19 protein-coding genes are annotated in these 18,952 nt (G+C 70.1%); 11 read left to right on the top strand and 8 right to left on the bottom strand.

Going from position 1 to position 18,952, the window contains the following annotated elements; all coding sequences use genetic code 11:
- The first annotated feature begins 168 nt into the window (after positions 1–168).
- Positions 169–531: a hypothetical protein gene (locus IH68_RS0131375; protein WP_030941722.1), complete on the top strand. Its 363-nt coding sequence runs from the start codon at positions 169–171 to the stop codon at positions 529–531.
- A 72-nt stretch (positions 532–603) separates the two neighbouring features.
- Here the strand turns inward: IH68_RS0131375 and IH68_RS0131370 are convergent, their stop codons facing one another.
- Positions 604–2,142, bottom strand: a complete 1,539-nt coding sequence (locus IH68_RS0131370) for a peptide MFS transporter (RefSeq protein WP_030941721.1) — start codon at positions 2,140–2,142, stop codon at positions 604–606.
- Positions 2,143–2,443: 301 nt separating this feature from the next.
- Here IH68_RS0131370 and IH68_RS0131365 point away from each other — a divergent pair, with 301 nt between their 5' ends.
- Positions 2,444–3,121, top strand: a complete 678-nt coding sequence (locus IH68_RS0131365) for a response regulator transcription factor (protein ID WP_030941720.1) — start codon at positions 2,444–2,446, stop codon at positions 3,119–3,121.
- Positions 3,122–3,228: 107 nt separating this feature from the next.
- On the top strand, positions 3,229–4,503 hold the full coding sequence (locus IH68_RS0131360; RefSeq protein ID WP_030941718.1) for an ATP-binding protein: 1,275 nt from the start codon (positions 3,229–3,231) through the stop codon (positions 4,501–4,503).
- A 145-nt stretch (positions 4,504–4,648) separates the two neighbouring features.
- On the opposite strand, the gene IH68_RS0131355 is transcribed toward IH68_RS0131360, so the two are convergent.
- Complete coding sequence (locus IH68_RS0131355; RefSeq protein WP_037885592.1) at positions 4,649–5,161, bottom strand: GtrA family protein; 513 nt, start codon at positions 5,159–5,161, stop codon at positions 4,649–4,651.
- A 196-nt stretch (positions 5,162–5,357) separates the two neighbouring features.
- On the opposite strand from IH68_RS0131355, the gene IH68_RS0131350 reads away from it, so the two are divergent.
- The 4 genes from IH68_RS0131350 to IH68_RS0131335 all read left to right on the top strand — a co-directional run bounded on the left by IH68_RS0131350 (position 5,358) and on the right by IH68_RS0131335 (position 9,846).
- Entirely contained in the window at positions 5,358–6,497 is a 1,140-nt protein-coding gene (locus tag IH68_RS0131350; RefSeq protein ID WP_030941714.1) for a 5-(carboxyamino)imidazole ribonucleotide synthase, read from the top strand.
- An 83-nt stretch (positions 6,498–6,580) separates the two neighbouring features.
- Entirely contained in the window at positions 6,581–7,084 is a 504-nt protein-coding gene (gene purE, locus IH68_RS0131345; RefSeq protein ID WP_030941712.1) for a 5-(carboxyamino)imidazole ribonucleotide mutase, read from the top strand.
- Positions 7,085–7,089: 5 nt separating this feature from the next.
- Positions 7,090–8,274 carry a dipeptidase gene (locus IH68_RS0131340; RefSeq protein WP_030941710.1) on the top strand — a complete coding sequence of 395 codons (1,185 nt, stop codon included), beginning with the start codon at positions 7,090–7,092 and terminating at the stop codon, positions 8,272–8,274.
- Between the two features lie 441 nt (positions 8,275–8,715).
- On the top strand, positions 8,716–9,846 hold the full coding sequence (locus IH68_RS0131335; protein ID WP_030941708.1) for a dipeptidase: 1,131 nt from the start codon (positions 8,716–8,718) through the stop codon (positions 9,844–9,846).
- Here IH68_RS0131335 and IH68_RS0131330 read toward each other — a convergent pair.
- Complete coding sequence (locus IH68_RS0131330; protein ID WP_030941706.1) at positions 9,833–10,222, bottom strand: VOC family protein; 390 nt, start codon at positions 10,220–10,222, stop codon at positions 9,833–9,835. The genes IH68_RS0131335 and IH68_RS0131330 overlap by 14 nt on opposite strands.
- A 14-nt stretch (positions 10,223–10,236) precedes the next feature.
- Positions 10,237–10,596, bottom strand: a complete 360-nt coding sequence (locus IH68_RS0131325; protein ID WP_030941704.1) for a VOC family protein — start codon at positions 10,594–10,596, stop codon at positions 10,237–10,239.
- 114 nt (positions 10,597–10,710) lie between these two features.
- Here IH68_RS0131325 and IH68_RS0131320 point away from each other — a divergent pair, with 114 nt between their 5' ends.
- Entirely contained in the window at positions 10,711–11,211 is a 501-nt protein-coding gene (locus tag IH68_RS0131320; RefSeq protein WP_030941702.1) for a CGNR zinc finger domain-containing protein, read from the top strand.
- 109 nt (positions 11,212–11,320) lie between these two features.
- Here IH68_RS0131320 and IH68_RS0131315 read toward each other — a convergent pair whose 3' ends face one another.
- Positions 11,321–12,664, bottom strand: a complete 1,344-nt coding sequence (locus IH68_RS0131315) for a UDP-glucose dehydrogenase family protein (protein ID WP_030941700.1) — start codon at positions 12,662–12,664, stop codon at positions 11,321–11,323.
- Between the two features lie 189 nt (positions 12,665–12,853).
- Here IH68_RS0131315 and IH68_RS0131310 point away from each other — a divergent pair, with 189 nt between their 5' ends.
- Positions 12,854–14,011, top strand: a complete 1,158-nt coding sequence (locus IH68_RS0131310; RefSeq protein ID WP_030941698.1) for an acyl-CoA dehydrogenase — start codon at positions 12,854–12,856, stop codon at positions 14,009–14,011.
- A gap of 66 nt (positions 14,012–14,077) precedes the next feature.
- Here the strand turns inward: IH68_RS0131310 and IH68_RS0131305 are convergent, their stop codons facing one another.
- The gene (locus IH68_RS0131305; RefSeq protein WP_078912691.1) at positions 14,078–14,671 is read right to left on the bottom strand and encodes an acyl-CoA thioesterase; all 594 of its coding nucleotides are present in this window, start codon (positions 14,669–14,671) and stop codon (positions 14,078–14,080) included.
- Between the two features lie 92 nt (positions 14,672–14,763).
- Here IH68_RS0131305 and IH68_RS0131300 point away from each other — a divergent pair, with 92 nt between their 5' ends.
- Both IH68_RS0131300 and IH68_RS0131295 read left to right on the top strand, forming a co-directional pair.
- A complete protein-coding gene (locus IH68_RS0131300; RefSeq protein WP_030941693.1) occupies positions 14,764–16,065 on the top strand; it encodes an LCP family protein in 1,302 nt (433 codons plus the stop codon).
- Positions 16,058–16,687, top strand: coding sequence for an HAD family hydrolase (locus tag IH68_RS0131295; RefSeq protein ID WP_030941691.1), 630 nt, complete (start codon positions 16,058–16,060; stop codon positions 16,685–16,687). The genes IH68_RS0131300 and IH68_RS0131295 overlap by 8 nt, the downstream gene beginning before the upstream one ends.
- A 296-nt stretch (positions 16,688–16,983) precedes the next feature.
- Here the strand turns inward: IH68_RS0131295 and IH68_RS0131290 are convergent, their stop codons facing one another.
- The gene (locus tag IH68_RS0131290; protein ID WP_030941690.1) at positions 16,984–17,346 is read right to left on the bottom strand and encodes a four-helix bundle copper-binding protein; all 363 of its coding nucleotides are present in this window, start codon (positions 17,344–17,346) and stop codon (positions 16,984–16,986) included.
- 168 nt (positions 17,347–17,514) lie between these two features.
- Positions 17,515–18,876, bottom strand: a complete 1,362-nt coding sequence (locus IH68_RS0131285) for an LCP family protein (protein WP_030941688.1) — start codon at positions 18,874–18,876, stop codon at positions 17,515–17,517.
- Positions 18,877–18,952: the final 76 nt, after the last annotated feature.

The following is an 18,952-nucleotide window of genomic DNA, read 5'->3' as shown; positions in this document are numbered from 1 at the left end:
CAACTCTTGCTCAGATCTGCTGCATGAGTTTGCTCCCAAGGCCGGAGGTCCTTTAGCGTCCTCTCCGTTCGCGTAAGCAAGCACGAGAAATTGTTTGCGCATTGAACAACGTGGCAGGTGAAAGACCTATTGCCCACCACGTTGTGAGGCAAGTGAAAGAGGAAGCAAATGACCTGGGGGAAGAAGACGGCGGGCGCCGCGCTCGCCGCCGTTCTCATGGCGACGGGGACCGGCCTGGCCACGGCGGGCACCGCGGAGGCGGCCGGAGCCAAGTACAAGTGCACCTCAGTGGTGCACCTCGACCTCGGCCGGCCGAAGGCCACGTCGTCGTGCAAGAAGTCCGCTTCGGGCAAGACCGTGCACAAGCACCGGGTCAAGCTCGTCTGCGACGTGGTCCGTGGCACGGGCACCGGCGCCGAGCACACCATCCCGTGGTACCTGTGGGGTCCCTGGAAGAAGCCCGGTGAGAAGTCGACGGTGATGTGCGGGTTCCGCAGCTTCACCCGGTCCTGGTCGGTCGAGACGAAGTGACCGACGGACCAAATCGCTGAAGGCCGCCGCACATCGTGTGCGGCGGCCTTCAGCCGTTTGTACGGCGGTGCGTCAGTGCACGTCGCCCATCAGCGCCTTGACCTTCCGGCGGTACATCCACACCGCAAAGCCGGCGAAGGCCGCGAGGGCCGCCTCCCCGAACACGGCTCCCGTGCCGCCGAGGTCGACTCCGGCGATGGCCGGGTTGGACAGCAGGCCGGTGATGGAGTCGCCCGCGGTGACCGCGAGGAACCACACGCCCATCATCTGGCTGGCGTACTTGGCCGGAGCCATCTTCGTCGTCACCGACAGACCCACCGGCGACAGGCACAGCTCACCCACGGTCTGGATGAAGTAGATGCCCACCAGCCACATCGGGCTGACCGCGGTGCCGTTCGCCGCCATGGCCAGCGGGATCAGGAAGAAGAAGAACGAGACGCCGATCAGGACCAGACCCATCGAGAACTTCACGATGGTGCTGGGCTCCTGGCCCTTGCGGTTCAGCCACACCCAGACCCAGGCGAAGACCGGGGCCAGCGCCATGATGAACAGCGGGTTCAGCGACTGGTACCAGGAGGTCGGGAAGTCGAAGCCGAGCATCGAGTGGGCGGCCTTGCCCTCGCCGAACGCCTGGACGGTGGACGCGCCCTGGTCGTAGATCATCCAGAACACGGCGGCCGCGACGAAGAACCAGATGTAGCCGGTCATCTTCGACTGCTCGGTGGCGTTGAGCTCCTTGTCCCGCTTGATGCGCAGCAGCACACCGGCCGGGATGACCAGACCGATGACGGTGAGCGGGATCATCGCCCAGTTCAGGGTGAAGTGGCCGGTGAACCCGACGACGCCGTAGAAGACGGTCGCGGCGATCAGCCAGAGCAGGCCCTTGCGCAGCCAGGCAGCGCGCTCCTCGGCCGCCAGGGGCTTGGGGACGACGCTGCTCTTCGGGCTCAGGTTGCGGGTGCCGAGCAGGAACGCGGCCAGGCCGATCGCCATGCCGACCGCGGCCATGCCGAAGCCCAGGTGCCAGCTGACCTCCTGGCCGACGGTGCCGATGGCCAACGGGGCGAAGAACGCACCGGCGTTGATGCCCATGTAGAAGATCGTGAAGCCGCCGTCACGGCGCGGGTCGTCCGGGCCGTCGTAGAGATGGCCCACCATCGTGGAGATGTTGGCCTTGAGCAGACCCGAGCCGGCCGCGACCAGCGCCAGACCCGCGAAGAACGGGGCCTGACCGCCGGGCAGCGCCAGCGTGATGTGGCCGGCCATGATCGTGACGGCCGCGATGGTCACTGTCTTGCGCGGGCCCCAGACGCGGTCGCCGAGCCAGCCGCCGGGCATGGCGAGCAGGTACACCATCGCCGAGTAGACGGAGACGATCACCGTGGTGGTGGCCACGTCCATAGCGAGGCCGCCGCCCATGCTCCCCTTGCCGGCACCGGGGCCGCCGGAGAGGAGGTAGACGGTGAGCAGGGCCTTCATGCCGTAGTAGGAGAATCGCTCCCACATCTCGGTCATGAAGAGAGTGGCCAGTCCGCGGGGGTGGCCGAAGAAGGTCTTCTCGGAGCCGGGGGTGTCCGGGCGGACCGAGTCCTTCGTCAGGCTGGACGCCATGGTCGTTCCTTGCTGTGCTGGTGGGGGTTTACCGCACACAAAAGAGACCTTCGGCGTCAAATGCTTGCCAAAGGTCCCCGCAGTGCTACAGGCGTTGTTTCACCATACGGCAGGACACTGCCGGATATGGAAGGACTTGAGACGCGGATCACAGGTGGAGGTGGAACCATACACACCTTTTCCAAGGTCTCTTCGGGGATCGCACCGCACAGACACAGGTTCGCCCCGCAGCCTCCAAAGGTAAGAATCATGGGTGCCGATCACACCACAGCACCTGTCAAGAGCGGACTACCATCACCTCATGACCCGTGTACTGCTCGCCGAGGACGACGCGTCCATCTCGGAGCCGCTGGCCCGTGCCCTGCGCCGGGAAGGTTACGAGGTCGAGGTGCGCGAGGACGGACCCACCGCGCTCGACGCCGGAAACGCCGGCGGCATCGACCTGGTCGTGCTGGACCTCGGTCTGCCCGGCATGGACGGCCTCGAGGTCGCCCGCCGGCTGCGGGCCGAAGGCCACACCGTGCCGATCCTCATCCTGACCGCGCGTGCCGACGAGGTGGACACCGTCGTCGGTCTCGACGCCGGCGCCGACGACTACGTCACCAAGCCCTTCCGGCTCGCCGAACTGCTCGCCCGTGTCCGGGCCCTGCTGCGGCGCGGTGCGGCCGAGCCGGCGCAGCCGCCCGCCACGCACGGCGTGCGGATCGACGTCGAGTCGCACCGGGCGTGGATGGGCGACGAGGAACTCCAGCTCACCGCCAAGGAGTTCGACCTGCTGCGGGTACTGGTGCGGGACGCCGGCCGCGTGGTGACCCGAGACCAGTTGATGCGCGAGGTCTGGGACACGACGTGGTGGTCGTCGACCAAGACGCTCGACATGCACATCTCGTGGCTGCGTAAGAAGTTGGGCGACGACGCGGCGAACCCGCGGTACATCGCCACCGTGCGGGGTGTGGGTTTCCGGTTCGAGAAGAGTTAGGCGGCTACGCGCGTTGCGCCGGGGCGGCTTTGGCGTTGCCCCGGCCCGGCGTTTTCAGGCGCCCACAGGCACACTGGTCGTCGTAAACCGTTGCCCGGAGGGCCCCCGTGCGTCGTCGTCTCATCCAGTCCACGCTTGCCGTCGTGCTCGTGGTCATCGCCGTCTTCGGTGTGTCTCTCGTCATTGTCGAGACGCGGACCATCAGCAACAGCGCCCAGGAGCGGGTGAGCTCCGAGGCGCAGCGGCTGGCCAGCATCGTGGACAGCCGGCTCATCGGGGCCGGGGCCGTCAGCGCGGAGGTGCTGAAGGGGCAGGTCACGGGGGAGCGGTACGCCGTGATCGAGATCCCGGGGCAGTCGGCCATCGCGGTCGGGACCAAGCCCGAGGGTGAGGTCATCCGCGGGCGGGCGACGGGCGAGGAGGGCGAGCGGGTCGTCGTCGAGGAGCCGCGTTCGACCGTGAGCCGGGAGGTCGGCCGGACGCTGCTGATCATCGGGCTGGTCGCGCTGCTCGCCGTGGTGGCCGCCGTACTGCTGGCGATCCGGCAGGCCAACCGGCTCGCCTCCCCGCTCACCGACCTCGCGGAGACCGCCGAGCGGCTGGGCTCCGGCGACCCGCGGCCCCGCCACAAGCGGTACGGCGTTCCCGAGCTGGACCGGGTGGCGGACGTCCTCGACTCCTCCGCCGAGCGCATCGGCCGTATGCTCACCGCCGAGCGGCGCCTGGCCGCCGACGCCTCCCACCAGCTGCGTACGCCGCTGACCGCGCTGTCGATGCGGCTGGAGGAGATCACCCTCACCGACGACCCGGACACGGTGAAGGAGGAGGCCAACGTCGCCCTCACCCAGGTCGAGCGGCTGACGGACGTGGTGGAGCGGCTGCTGACCAACGCGCGCGATCCCCGCACCGGCAGCGCCGTCTCCTTCGACCTCGACGAGGTCATCCAGCAGCAGCTCGCCGAGTGGCGGCCCGCCTACCGCCAGACGGGGCGGGCGATCGTGAGCTCCGGCAAGCGGCATCTTCAGGCGGTCGGCACGCCGGGCGCGGTCGCGCAGGTTCTGGCGGCGCTGATCGAGAACTCGCTGATGCACGGCGGGGGCACGGTGGCGCTGCGGACCCGGGTGACCGGCAACCAGGCGGTCGTGGAGGTCACCGACGAGGGGCCGGGCGTGCCCGCCGACCTCGGTGCGCGGATCTTCGAGCGCACGATCAGCGGACGGAACTCGACGGGCATCGGGCTGGCGGTGGCGCGGGACCTGGCGGAGGCGGACGGCGGCCGTCTGGAGATGCTGCAGACTCAGCCGCCGGTGTTCGGCCTGTTCCTGTCGCGTACGCCGCTGAAGCGGCCGCCGGCGGAGGACGAGGAACCGATGGTCCGCTGAGCGCTCTGCGCTCCGCTGGGGGGTGCCCAAACGCTCCGCCAGGGAGTTCCGCGATGTGCCGTCTGTCGTCTGCGGCGCCATCGTGGCTGGTCGTGCCCGCGCGGCGGAGCCGCACATGTCACAGCCCCGCGCCCCTTTGGGGCGCTCAGCTGACGCGTGCCTCGGGCTTCGGGCGGTCGGCCTCGGCGGCCTGGGCCTCCAGGAACGATTCGGCGCTTGCGACGGCCTCGTGGGCGGGCAGTGCCTTGAACACCCACGTGCGGTACGACCAGAACCGGAACAGCGTGCCGAGCCCGATGCCGACGACCTTGAAGATGTTGCGCTGCAGCGAGCTCTCCCAGCCGAAGCCGTAGATGGCCGCGTACAGGATGCCGTTCTCGATCACCAGGCCGACCGCGCTGAAGGCCAGGAAGAGCGAGAGCTCCTTGGTCCGGGCGCTCTTGTCGCGGTCACGGTAGGTGAAGTAGCGGAAGCCCAGGTAGTTGACGCCGATCGCGACCACGGTGGCGATCACGTTGGCGCGTACGGCCTGCAGGCTCGTGAGGTGCCAGAGCAGATTGGAGACTCCGAAGTTCACGACGGTGCCCAGGGCACCCACCGCACCGAACTTGGCAACCTCGTGTGCGAGCCTTCGCAGCCCGCCGGAACCATGTCCCATGGCCGTGCAGGCCCCCATTCGGTCGGTTTCGTCAACTCAGCCATGCTAACCACCCCCCTTCTCAAACGCCCGTGGTTGTGTTCACAGGTCGGATAGAGGTCGGGAAGAGGACCGGAAAAGCCCGGAAAGGCGGGGGTAAGAGGCCCCGGAAACGGCCGGAAACCGGCCAGGGTGGCGCGGCCGATACCCTAGGGGCGTGACGTTCCCGGTAGTCGGCATGGTCGGCGGAGGCCAGCTCGCTCGTATGACACACGAGGCAGGCATCCCGCTCGGCATCAGGTTCAAGCTCCTCAGTGACACCCCTCAGGACTCCGCGGCGCAGGTCGTCGGCGATGTCGTCATCGGCGACTATCGCGACCTCGACACGCTGCGTGAGTTCGCGAGGGGCTGCGATGTGATCACTTTCGATCACGAACACGTACCCACCGAGCACCTCAGGGCGCTGGAGGCGGACGGCATCCCCGTGCGCCCCGGCCCCGATGCGCTCGTGCACGCCCAGGACAAGGGCGTGATGCGCGCGCGGCTCGACGCGATCGGGGTGCCGTGCCCGCGGCACCGGATCGTGAGCGACCCGGCCGACGTGGTGGCCTTCGCGGCGGAGGGCGACGGCTTCCCGGTCGTCCTCAAGACCGTCCGCGGCGGCTACGACGGCAAGGGCGTGTGGGTCGTCGAGTCCGCGGAGGAGGCTGCGGACCCGTTCCGCGCCGGCGTCCCGGTCCTCGCCGAGGAGAAGGTCGACTACGTACGGGAGCTGGCGGCGAACGTCGTGCGCTCCCCGCACGGCCAGGCGGTCGCGTACCCGGTCGTCGAGTCCCAGCAGGTGAACGGCGTGTGCGACACCGTGATCGCGCCCGCGCCCGACCTCGACGAGCCCCTCGCCCTGCAGGCGGAGGAGATGGCGCTGCGCATCGCCAAGGAACTGGACGTCGTCGGCCACCTCGCCGTCGAGCTGTTCCAGACCCGCGACGGCCGCATCCTCGTCAACGAGCTCGCGATGCGCCCGCACAACTCCGGCCACTGGACCCAGGACGGCGCGATCACCTCGCAGTTCGCCAACCACGTCCGCGCGGTCCTCGACCTCCCGCTCGGCGACCCGCGGCCGCGCACCAAGTGGACCGTGATGGTCAACGTCCTCGGCGGGGACTACCCGGACATGTACTCCGCGTATCTGCACTGCATGGCCCGCGATCCCCGGCTGAAGATCCACATGTACGGCAAGGACGTGAAGCCCGGCCGCAAGGTGGGCCACGTCAACACCTACGGCGACGACCTGGACGACGTCCTCGAGCGCGCACGTCACGCAGCCGGTTACCTGAGAGGCACGATCACCGAATGAGCGCCCTCCCGTCACCCGACCACCGCCCCTCAACGAGCGCTGACGCGCACCCCTTTGATTCCGGCCCGGTCGTGGGCATCGTCATGGGTTCGGACTCCGACTGGCCCGTCATGGAGGCCGCCGCCCAGGCCCTCGACGAGTTCGAGATCGACTACGAGGTCGACGTCGTCTCCGCGCACCGCATGCCGCGAGAGATGATCACGTACGGCGAGCAGGCCGCCGAGCGGGGGCTCAAGGTGATCATCGCGGGCGCCGGGGGCGCCGCCCACCTCCCCGGGATGCTGGCCTCCGTCACCCCGCTGCCGGTCATCGGCGTCCCGGTGCCGCTGAAGTACCTGGACGGCATGGACTCCCTCCTCTCGATCGTGCAGATGCCGGCCGGCGTGCCCGTCGCGACCGTGTCCGTCGCCGGCGCCCGCAACGCCGGCCTGCTCGCGGCCCGCATCCTGGCCACGCAGGACGACGAACTCCTCGGCCGCATGCGGGAGTTCCAGCAGGAACTGAACGACCAGGCCACCGAGAAGGGCAAGCGCCTGCGCACCAAGGTCGAGGGCTCGAACGGCTTCGGCTTCGGCTCGCGGAAGTGACGGCGATGACCTCCGCCTCGTCGTCGGCGGCCCGGGAGCTCCTGCGCGAGTTCCCGGTCGTCGACGGCCACAACGACCTGCCCTGGGCGCTGCGCAAGCAGGTCCGCTACGACCTCGACGCCCGCGACATCGCCGCACACCAGAACGCATATCTGCACACCGACATCCCGCGCCTGCGCGAGGGCGGCGTCGGTGCGCAGTACTGGTCGGTGTACGTCCCCTCGGACCTGCCGGACGCGGTGCCCGCGACGCTCGAACAGATCGACTGCGTACGGCAGTTGCTGGCGCGCTACCCCGCGGACCTGGCGCCCGCGCTGACGGCCGCCGACATGGAGAGGGCGCGCGGTGAGGGCCGTATCGCCTCCCTCATGGGAGCGGAGGGCGGCCACTCCATCGCCTGCTCGCTCGGCACGCTGCGCGGTCTGTACGGGCTGGGCGTGCGCTACATGACGCTCACCCACAACGACAACAACCCGTGGGCGGACTCGGCGACCGACGAGCCGAACGTCGGCGGTCTGTCGGCCTTCGGCCGCGAGGTGGTCCGGGAGATGAACCGCCTCGGCATGCTGGTCGACCTGTCGCACGTGGCGGCGACGACGATGCGGGACGCGCTGGACGCCACGTCCGCGCCGGTGATCTTCTCCCACTCCTCGTCGCGTGCCGTGTGCGACCACCCGCGCAACATCCCGGACGACGTCCTCGAACGCCTGCCGGGCAACGGCGGGGTGGCGATGGTGACCTTCGTGCCGAAGTTCGTGCTCCAGGCCGCCGTGGACTGGACGGCCGCGGCGGACGAGAACCTGCGTTCCCAGGGCTTCCACCACCTCGACACGACCCCCGAGGCGATGAAGGTGCACCGCGCCTTCGAGGAACGCACCCCGCGCCCGGTCGCCACGGTCTCGACGGTCGCCGACCACCTGGACCACATGCGTGAGGTCGCCGGCATCGACCACCTCGGCATCGGCGGCGACTACGACGGCACGGCCTTCACCCCGGACGGCCTGAACGACGTCTCGGGCTACCCGAACCTGATCGCCGAACTCCTGGACAGAGGCTGGTCGAAGCCCGACCTGGCCAAGCTGACCTGGCAGAACTCGGTACGGGTACTGGGCGCGGCGGAGGACGTGGCGCGCGAGCTCCAGGCGACCCGCCCGGCGTCCAACGCGACGATCGAGTCGCTGGACGGCTGACCGTCGAGGGCGGGGCGTTCGGTGTGGCCGCCCGCCCCGCCCACGTACATCGGAGCGCCCCGACGCAGCCGCGTCACCCTGTCCGGCGTGGCGAGCGGTACGGGAGAGGGCGCGACCGCGACCGGCGCCGGCCCTGTGGTCGCCCGGCGTCGGTGTCGCCCTCTCTGGGGGCTGCCGCCCCCAGGCCCCGGCTGTCGGCCCTGAACGGGCCTCGTCCCCAAACGCCGGACGGGCTGTCACAGCCGACCCGCGCGATCGGCCGACCGCGGTTGGTCGCCGGCCTCACCGCGGAACGCGACCGGACGAGGTCATCCAGGCGGCTCAGGAGCGCCGAGCCGGGTCCCGTACCCCCGAACGCCCCGCTCACCAGGAAGCGCCCCGCGCCCCCGTGCGACGGTGACCGTACCCCTTGGGGACGATTCACGACGTACGGAGCCCGCCATGGCAGACCTCCAGGACGACGAACTGCACACCGTCGGGGAGCTTGACGGCATCGGCCTGCCGGAAGCCTTCCAGGCCGGGCCGTACAAGCCCGTCTCCGATCCGGGCGCCGCCCCGATGGAGCGCGCCCACGCCATCCTCGCCGTCCATCCCGTCGCCGACGGCTACAGCGGGCTCCCATGGGCCCTCCGGCATCTGTCCTGGTACGACCTGGAACTCGGCGAGAGTGACGTCGACACGGACGTGCCGCGGCTGCAGGAAGGGCATGTGGGCATGCTCTTCTGCTCGCTGCACCTGCCGGAAGGCATCACCGGGGAGCAGATCGTCGTCGAGACCCTGGAGCAGCTGGACCTCGTGAACACCGTGATGCGGGCCCACCCCGACGGGCTGCGCATCGTCTGCACCGCCGGGCAGGCCACCGACGCCCACAACTGCGGCCGTATCGCCCTCCTGCTCGGCCCCGCCGAAGCCGCCGCGCTCGGCGACTCCCTCGGCATCCTGCGCGCCCTGTACACCCTCGGCCTGCGCATCCTCACGCTGTCCGGGGTGTCCTGGGCGAGCGAGGACGGGCTCACCCGGTTCGGGGAGGAAGTCGTGCGGGAGATGAACAGGCTCGGTGTGCTCGCCGACCTCTCCGGCGCCTCCGCCGACACCGTCGACCGCACCCTGGCGGTCTCCAGGGCGCCGGTCCTGTTCACCCGCTCCGCCGCCGGCACCCTGCGCCCCCACCCGGCCAACCTCTCCGACGAGCTGCTCGCCCGGGTGGGCACCGCCAAGGGCCTGTGCATGGTGCCGCTGACGCCGGAACAGACGGGCCCCTCCGTCAACGACGTCGCCGACCACCTCGACCATGTGCGCGAGGTGGCGGGACCTGAGTGCGTCGGCCTGTCCGGCACCTACGACGCCGGCACCGCCCACCCCCAGGACCTGGGCGACGCCTCCTGCTACCCGCACCTCATCGCCGAACTCCTGCACCGCGGCTGGTCCGAGCCCGACATCGCCCTGCTGACCTGGGGAAACGTCCAGCGCGTCCTGCGCACCGCCGACTTCACGGCCCGGGCGCTCCAGCAGCGCCGGGAGCCCTCGACGGCGACGATCGCGGAACTCGACGGCCGGTCTACGGCTCGCTGATCCGGCACAGGCAGAACGGATGCCCGGCCGGGTCGGCGTACACCTGGAAGTCCTTCTTCTCCCGGTCCTCCAGGTCCAGCGGCCGCGCCCCCAGTGCCAGCACCTTCTCGTGCGCCGCGTCGATCTCCTCCCACGTCGACCCGGCGTCGAAGTCGAGGTGGAACTGCTGCGAGTTGCGGTCCGCGCGCGGCCACTCGGGCGGGGTGAGGCCCTCCGCCCGCTGGAAGGCGAGCCGGGGCCCGCCGGGGACGTGCAGGACGACCCAGTCGGGGTCCTCCTCCTCGGGCGTACCGCCCGCGACGCCCGCGTAGAAACGGGCGAGGCCGCGCGGGTCGGGGCAGTCGAGGACGACGGAGCGGAAGCGGGCCACTGGCATGGTGTCCTCCCGGTTCAGCAGGCGCAGAGACAGAACGGGTGCCCGGCCGGATCCGCGTAAACCCGCCAGGTCCGCGAGCGGTCGTCGGCGTCCAGCGGCTTGGCGCCGAGAGCCAGCGCACCCGCCTCGGCCGCGTCCAGGTCGTCGACGGTCAGGTCCAGGTGGAACTGCTGCGAGTGGTCGGGCGCGGGCCACTCGGGGGCGACGAAACCGGGGGAGGCCTGGAAGGCCAGCGCCCGGCCGTCGGGGGTGGTGAGGTCGGCCCAGCCCTCCTCGGCCTCGACGGTGCCGCCCAGGATCCCGGCGTAGAAACCGGCGAGCGCGGCGGGGTCGGGACAGTCCAGGACTACGGCACCCAGCTTGGCGAGAGCCATGACTCCTCCTCGAAGACGACGTTACCCGTAGATCCGGGCAACAGGTAACGGTTACTGCATGCTCCCGCATAGGAGGTAACGTCGCAAGGGAAATTCGGGAGGTGGCGCGCAGCCATGAGTGAGCGGACGGCCGCACCGGGGAGCCTGGCTCTGGTGGAGTCCCTGGTGAACACGCTGGACATCGAGTCGGGGGCCGACGCCCTCGACACGGCGGACGGCCGCGCGCCCTTCGGCCTCACCGAGGACGAGGTCCCCGCGGCACGCGAACTGCGCGAATCACTGCGAGCCGCGCTGCTGGCCCACGCGGGCCATCCGCCGCACGCCCGGGTCACGCCCCTGGACGACCTGCTGTCGTCCGCACCCCTGCGCCTGACGGTCGACCCCGCGGACGGCTCGGCCGCCCTCGCCGCCGCCGACGCAGGCCCACTGCACTCCCGTATCGCCGCCGCCGTCGCCCAGTCCCTCGTCGACGGCACCTGGACCCGCCTCAAGGCCTGCGAGTCGGTCACCTGCCACTGGGCGTACTACGACCGCAGCCCGGCCGGCCGCGGCCGCTGGTGCTCCATGCAGGTGTGCGGGGCGCGCGCGAAAATGCGCCGGTACCGGGCGAAGTAGTTCAGCGGCCGCACCGGGTGCCAGTGGTGCAGAATGCAACAAGACGCCGGTTCGGCCGACTGAGCCTCGGCCGAACCGGCGTCGTCCTGCACGAGTCTCGTCAGAGAGATCAGGCCGTGGGGCGCCCCATCGCCCGGTACGTCCAGCCCGCCTTGCGCCACAGCTCCGGGTCCAGGGCGTTGCGCCCGTCCAGGATCACCCGGGCCGCCGTGACCTCGCCGAGCGCCGCGGGGTCCAGCTCGCGGAACTCCCGCCACTCGGTCAGATGCAGCACCACGTCGGCGCCCCGCACGGCCTCCCGCGCCGTGTCGGCGTAGCCGAGCGTCGGGAAGACCTTGCGGGCGTTGTCCATGCCCTTCGGGTCGTACACCGTGACCTGGCCGCCCTGGAGGTGGATCTGGCCGGCGACGTTCAGCGCGGGGGAGTCACGTACGTCGTCCGAGTCCGGCTTGAAGGTGGCGCCGAGCACGGCGACCCGCTTGCCCAGGAAGGGCCCGCCGCCGAGTGCCTGCCGCGCCAGCTCCACCATCTGCCCGCGCTGCCGCATGTTGATCGAGTCGATCTCGCGCAGGAAGGTCAGCGCCTGGTCGGCGCCGAGCTCACCGGCGCGCGCCATGAAGGCCCGGATGTCCTTGGGCAGACAGCCGCCGCCGAACCCGATGCCGGCCCGAAGGAACTTCTTGCCGATCCGGTCGTCGTAGCCGATGGCCTCCGCCAGCTTGGTGACGTCGCCACCAGAGGCCTCGCACATCTCCGCCATCGCGTTGATGAAGGAGATCTTGGTGGCGAGGAAGGAGTTGGCGGACGTCTTCACCAGCTCGGCGGTCGGGAAGTCGGTGACGACGAACGGCGTCCCCTCGGACAGCGGCGTCGCGTACACCTCGCGCAGCAGCTTCTCCGCCCGCTCGCTGCGCACGCCGACCACGATCCGGTCGGGGTGCAGGGTGTCGTCCACGGCGAACCCCTCGCGCAGGAACTCGGGGTTCCAGGCCAGCTCGGCGTCCTCGCCGGCCGGGGAGTTCTCGACGAGGAAGCGGGCCAGCCGGTCGGCGGACCCGACCGGCACGGTCGACTTGCCGACGACCAGGGCGGGCCTGGTCAGATGCGGGGCGAGGGAGGCGAAGGCGGAGTCGACGTACGACATGTCGCAGGCGTACTCGCCGTGCTTCTGCGGGGTGTTGATGCACAGGAAGTGGACGTCGCCGAAGGCCCCCACCTCGGCCCAGTCCATGGTGACGCGGAGCCGCCCGGTGGACCCCTCGATCCCGGCGACATGCTTGCGCAGCAGCTCGTCGAGGCCGGGCTCGAACATCGGGGCCTCGCCCCGCGCCAGCTTCTCGATCTTCTCCGGTACGACATCCAGGGCGAGCACCTCGAAGCCCAGCTCGGCCATCGCGGCGGCGTGTGTCGCGCCGAGATAGCCGATGCCGATCACGGTGATCTTGAGGGCCATGAGTGCTCCAGAAGGGGGACGTGGGTAGTGCGGAGCCGAGCATAGTCGGGCGGTTCCACGGGCAGCTTTCCCGCTGTCGCCAAGCTCACGTATCACTCCCGTGGACCGCCCCCTAAAATTTGAGTTACTTAACGGTAATTAGCGCCATCACCACAGTGCGTCAGAAGCGTCCTTGGAGCGTGAGAAACCTTGGCCGGATCGGCTGATTTCGACCTGTACCGCCCGTCCGAGGAGCACGACATGCTCCGCGACGCGATCCGTTCACTGGCCGAGGCGAAGATCGCGCCGTACGCCGCCGTCGTGGACGAGGAGGCCCGCTTCCCGCAGGAAGCCCTGGAGGCCCTGGTCGCGAACGACCTGCACGCGGTGCACGTCCCCGAGGAGTACGGCGGCGCGGGCGCCGACGCGCTGGCGACGGTCATCGTGATCGAGGAGGTCGCGCGCGTGTGCGTCTCCTCGTCCCTGATCCCGGCCGTGAACAAGCTCGGCTCGCTCCCCGTGATCCTCTCCGGCTCCGAGGAGCTGAAGAAGAAATACATGAGCCCGCTCGCCAAGGGCGACGCGATGTTCTCGTACTGCCTCTCCGAGCCGGACGCGGGTTCGGACGCGGCCGGCATGAAGACGAAGGCGGTGCGCGACGGCGACCACTGGATCCTCAACGGCGTGAAGCGCTGGATCACCAACGCGGGCGTCTCCGAGTACTACACGGTGATGGCGGTGACGGACCCCTCGAAGCGCTCGAAGGGCATATCGGCCTTCGTCGTCGAGAAATCGGACGAGGGTGTCTCCTTCGGTGCCCCGGAGAAGAAGCTCGGCATCAAGGGCTCCCCGACCCGCGAGGTCTACCTCGACAACGTCCGCATCCCCGCCGACCGCATGATCGGCGAGGAGGGCACCGGCTTCGCCACGGCGATGAAGACCCTCGACCACACCCGCATCACCATCGCCGCGCAGGCCCTCGGTGTCGCCCAGGGCGCCCTCGACTACGCCAAGGGCTATGTCCAGGAGCGCAAGCAGTTCGGCAAGCCGATCGCCGACTTCCAGGGCATCCAGTTCATGCTGGCCGACATGGCCATGAAGGTCTCCGCCGCCCGCGCCCTCACGTACCAGGCCGCGGCGGCCTCGGAGCGCGGCGACAAGGACCTGACCTTCCAGGGCGCCGCCGCCAAGTGCTTCGCGTCGGACGTGGCCATGGAGGTCACCACGGACGCGGTGCAGCTGCTGGGCGGCTACGGCTACACCCGTGACTACCCGGTGGAGCGCATGATGCGCGACGCGAAGATCACCCAGATCTACGAGGGCACCAACCAGGTCCAGCGGATCGTGATGGCGCGGAACCTGCCGTAGCACTCCGCGGTTCCTCGCTCATGCGACAGCCCCCGGTGTCTGCCGGGGGCTGTCGTGCGCTTCGGCTCAGTCGTCGAGCCCCTCCGCCGCCCGCTTCTCCCGCAGCTCCACGATCGCCCGCCGCCGCGCCAGCCGGTGGGTGCGGCGGATCTGGGCCTCCTGGTAGCGGCGCCTGTCCTTCTCCGTCTCCGGCAGCACCGGCGGCACCCGGCGGGGCTTGCCGTCGGCGTCCACCGCGGCGAAGACCAGGTAGGCGGAGCCGACCTGGGTGGGCGGGGTCGACTCGTTCCAGCGCTCGGCCAGGACCCGGACCCCGACCTCCATCGACGTCCGGCCGGTCCAGTTGACCTGGGCCTTCACATGGACCAGGTCGCCGACGCGGACCGGCTCCAGGAACACCATCTCGTCCATCGACGCCGTGACGGCGGGGCCGCCGCTGTGCCGGCCGGCCACCGCGCCCGCCGCATCGTCCACCAGCTTCATGATCACGCCACCGTGCACCGTGCCCAGAAGGTTCGTGTCGTTGTGCGTCATGATGTGACTGAGCGTGGTCCGGGACGCCGAGGTGGGCTTGCCAGGGACCTCCGGTATATCCGGAGTATCCGATTCCGTGGCGGGGGCCTGGTCTGTCATGGCCTCCACCTTATGCCGAGGTGACATCCGCGGACTTTGTGTTGGCTTCGCAACAGCCGTGCCCTGATTTTCCTACGACTCTTGTGAAGGGCATGGCTGCTCCCTGCACACTGGGCCCCATGAACGATTGGCCCGAGGCATGGTCCGACGACAACCGCAACCGGTACGGACGCGGCAGCGCGAGCGCACACCCTGAGGGTGCCCGCGCGATGCGGCAGGTCCGCCGGCCTGCCTCGGGCGCGTACGGGGGCTCCGGCCCGTCCGCCCAGCCGTACGGCGGCGGGGTGCCCCAGCAGCCCTCGTACGTCAACGGCCAGGGGTACGGCGGCGCCGACACCGCGAACGACGGCTACGACAGCGGCTACAACACCGGCCACGTCTACGGCTCGCCCGGCGGCGGAGGGCCGGGCGGTCCCGGTGACCCGGGCGAGTACCGGCCGCGGCCGAACTGGCGGCGCCGTATCAAGTGGACGGCGATAACCCTGGTCACGGCGCTGGCCGTGACGTCGGTCGCCACGTACTTCTGGGCCGACGGCAAGCTGCACCGGGACGTCGACCTGTCCACGGTCATCGACCGGCCGGCGACGGGCGACGGCACGAACTACCTGATCGTCGGCTCCGACAGCCGGGCCGGGCTGTCCTCCGAGCAGAAGAAGCAGCTGCACACCGGGTCCGCGGAGGGCAAGCGGACCGACTCGATGATGATCCTGCACGTCGGCGACAGCGGCGACACGCTCATATCGCTGCCCCGCGACTCGAACGTGACGATCCCCTCCTACAAGGGGTCGACCTCCGGCAAGACCTACCCGGCCACGGGCCGGCAGACGAAGCTGAACGCGGCGTACGCGGAGGACGGGCCGACGCTGCTCGTCCGCACGGTCGAGGCCAACATGGGCCTGCACATCGACCACTACGTGGAGATCGGCTTCGCAGGCTTCGCGAACATCGTGGACGCGGTCGGCGGCGTGACGATCAACATCGACAAGGGTTTCAAGGACAAGTACTCGGGCGCCGACTTCAAGTCGGGCGAGCAGACGCTCAACGGCGAGCAGGCCCTGGCCTTCGTCCGTACCCGGCACGCCTTCGCCACCTCCGACCTGCAGCGCACCAAGAACCAGCAGAAGTTCCTCTCCGCCCTGGCGCACCAGGTGGCGACCCCGTCGACGGTCCTGAACCCCTTCAAGCTGTACCCCACCATGGGCGCGGGCCTGGACTCGCTCACCGTCGACAAGGACATGAGCCTGTGGGACCTGGCGTCCATGTTCTGGGCGATGAAGGGCGTCAGCGGCGGTGACGGCACGTCGATGAACATGCCGATCTCCGGCTCCACCGGCGGCAACCTCGTCTGGGACAAGGCGAAGGTCAAGACGCTGGTGGACGAGCTGAACAACGACCAGAAGGTCACGGTCGCGGGTGACTGAGCGGCCTGGCAGAGCACCGTTCGACGCGGTGCTCTGCGACGTGGACAACGTGATCCGGTCCTACGACCCCTCCGGGCTGCACGCCCTGGAGCGGGCCGCCGGGCTCGCCGAGGGCACCACCGCGAAGGTCGCCTTCGCGCGGGAGACCGCTCTGCCGGTGCTGCTGGGCCGGGTCGACCTGCAGGAGTGGGTGCAGGCCATCGCCGAGGGCCTGTCCGGGCTGGTTCCGGAAGCCACGGCCTGGGACCTGGGCACGGCCCTGCTGGAGTCGCCCTTCACGGCCGACGAGACGGTGGTCGCGCTGCTGCGCCGGGCGCGCACCCGGGTGCCGCTCGTCCTCGTCAGCAACGCCACCGTCCGCCTCGAGGACGACCTCACCGCGCTCGGCCTCGCCGACCTCGCGGACGAGGTCGTCAACAGCGCCCGCGTCGGCCTCGCCAAGCCGGACCCGCGCATCTACCGCCTCGCGGCCGACCTGGCGGGCGTACGCCCCGAACGCTGCCTGTTCATCGACGACACAGAGGAGAACACCGAGGCGGCGGCAGCCCTGGGAATGCAGCCGGTGCACTTCCGCACGGCGACAGACCTGGAACGGGCCCTGGAACCACTCTTCACGACGTAGCCGCCCCTGCGTAGCCCGCGGGCGACCGTGCCCGCCGTAGCCCGCAGGCGGCCGTGCCCGCCGTAGCCTGCGGGCGACTGTGTCTGCCGTGGCCTGCGGGCATTCGTGCCGCCTAGGGCGGCACGGGTGGGCGCAGGCGGCACCCCGCACCGCCGGGCCGCGCACCCCGCACCGCCGGGCCGCGCACCGCCCCGGCCTGCACCAACGCCGGGCACCGTCCAACGCCAGCAGCCCCGCCCGCACATGACCAAGGGCACCCAGCGCGCGGGTGCCCTTGATACTCGCTCAGGCGCTCGTCACATAGTGGCGCCCGACATCGAACGACACATCTCGGCACACCGCCGACACGCCTCCGCGCACCGCATCATCTGCTTGTCGTCCGGCATGGACATACACGCCTCGGCGCACATGTCGCACGCCTTGGCGCACATCGCGCACATCTCGGCCGCCATGGGTGAGCGGCGCATCATCATGTCCGCGCACATACGGGTCGTCTCGGAGCAGTCCATGAGCGCGCGCATGATCTGCATCTGGGCCTGGCCGCCCATCTGCATGCAGGAGCTCATGGTCTCCTCGCAGACGGTGTGGCAGGACATGCACGCCTGGACGCAGTCCTGCATCTCCTTGCTCATGGCGGTCATGGTTCCGGGCTGGGTCATGGCTCCTCCTGAGAGGCAGAGGGGCCCGGGGGTGGGCCCCGTGCCCTTCTGTTCCTACGCCTGCCGGGCGCCGCGCGCCATCGGGCGGAAGCCAACAATCCGCACCTTTGCCGCACAGCGCACGACCCCCGACATTCCGTCAGGGGTCGCAGCACAGGTCCGTTCGGGTTACGAGCACATCTCCTGGTCCCCCGTCATCACTCCGGGCTCCCCCTGGTCCGCGGCCTCCGCCCGCACCTGCCGCACCTGCTTGAAGTCGGCCCCCGCGATCACCTTCAATGTCGGCCCGAGCCCCTGCACCTCCCGCAGCTCGCTCCCGGGCAGCGCGGTGGCCAGCGCCTTCGCGGACCGGTCCCACCCGGGGTCGTAGACGATGACCGTCCGCTTCAGGCTGTGGTCCTCCGCGTCCGCCGGCATCCGGGTCGTGCGGAAGCCCGTCGCCGCCAGGGCTGCGTCCACGCGCTTGCCGAGTCCCTCCGTGGGCGTGCCGTTCTCGACCTGGACGTGGATCTGCTGCGGGTCCACCTCGACCGGCACCGGCTGGGGGCGGGACGGGCGCACGGCCAGCGGCTTGTCGTCGCGCAGCGACTGGAAGAGCCGCTCGGCCTTGGCGGTGTCCCATTTCAGCGTCTCGCCGATGCCCGGCACGACGTACCCCATCTGCCCGATGGGCACCGTCGTGAACTCCGAGGACGAGGGGGAGAAGTTGCGCATCGCCCGCCCGAGGTCGAGCAGTTCGTCCGTGCCGAAACCTTTGTCCGCACGCACCGACCCCAGCACGGCCCGCGTCACGTCCCGGAACTTCATCGGGTTCAGCAGGATCCCGGAGGACGTGGCGCGCTCGATGAGCGCCGCCAGGAACCGCTGCTGGCGCTTCATCCGGCCGAGGTCGGAGGCCGCGTCCAGATGTCTGGCGCGGACGAACTGCAGGGCCTGTCCGCCGTTGAGGACGTGCGTCCCGGCGGGGAGGTCGAGTCCGGTGTACGTGTCCTTCAGGGGGAAGGCGGTGCAGACGGAGACTCCGCCGAGCACGTCCACCGTCTTCATGAAGCTGGTGAAGTCGACCTCCAGATAGTGGTCGATCTTCACATGGGTCATGTCCTCGACGGTCTGGACGGTGAGGTTCGGGCCGCCCTCGGCGTACGCCGCGTTGATCTTGATGGGGTGGCCGGGGATCCGTTTGCCGGTCTTGTCGTCGGTGTGCGCGGGCGTCATGGCGTACGAGTCGCGCGGCAGGCTCACGACGGTCGCCCGTTCCCGGTCCGCCGAGATGTGCACGATCATGATCGTGTCGGTGCAGTGGCAGGGTTCGCCGCCCAGGTGGTAGCGGTGCCGCTCCTCCTCGCTGATCCGGTCGCGGCCGTCGGTGCCGACCAGCAGGACGTTCATGCCGTGACCGGCCTTGGGGCGGTTCTTCATGTCCTTGAACGGGTCGACCCGGGCGATGCCCGCATCCAGGCTGGTGACCACGGCATGCCCGATCCCGGCGGAGGCGAGGACGACCACGGACAGGGTCGTCGCCGCCCGCATCACCCAGCGCGGCTTCCTCCGCGGTACGGGAGGCCGCGGCCCGCGCGGCGGTGGGGTGCGCGCGGGCTGGGGGCGG

Source organism: Streptomyces sp. NRRL S-646 (assembly GCF_000720765.1).
Lineage (GTDB): Bacteria > Actinomycetota > Actinomycetes > Streptomycetales > Streptomycetaceae > Streptomyces.
This window is presented reverse-complemented; position numbering and strand designations above follow the sequence as displayed.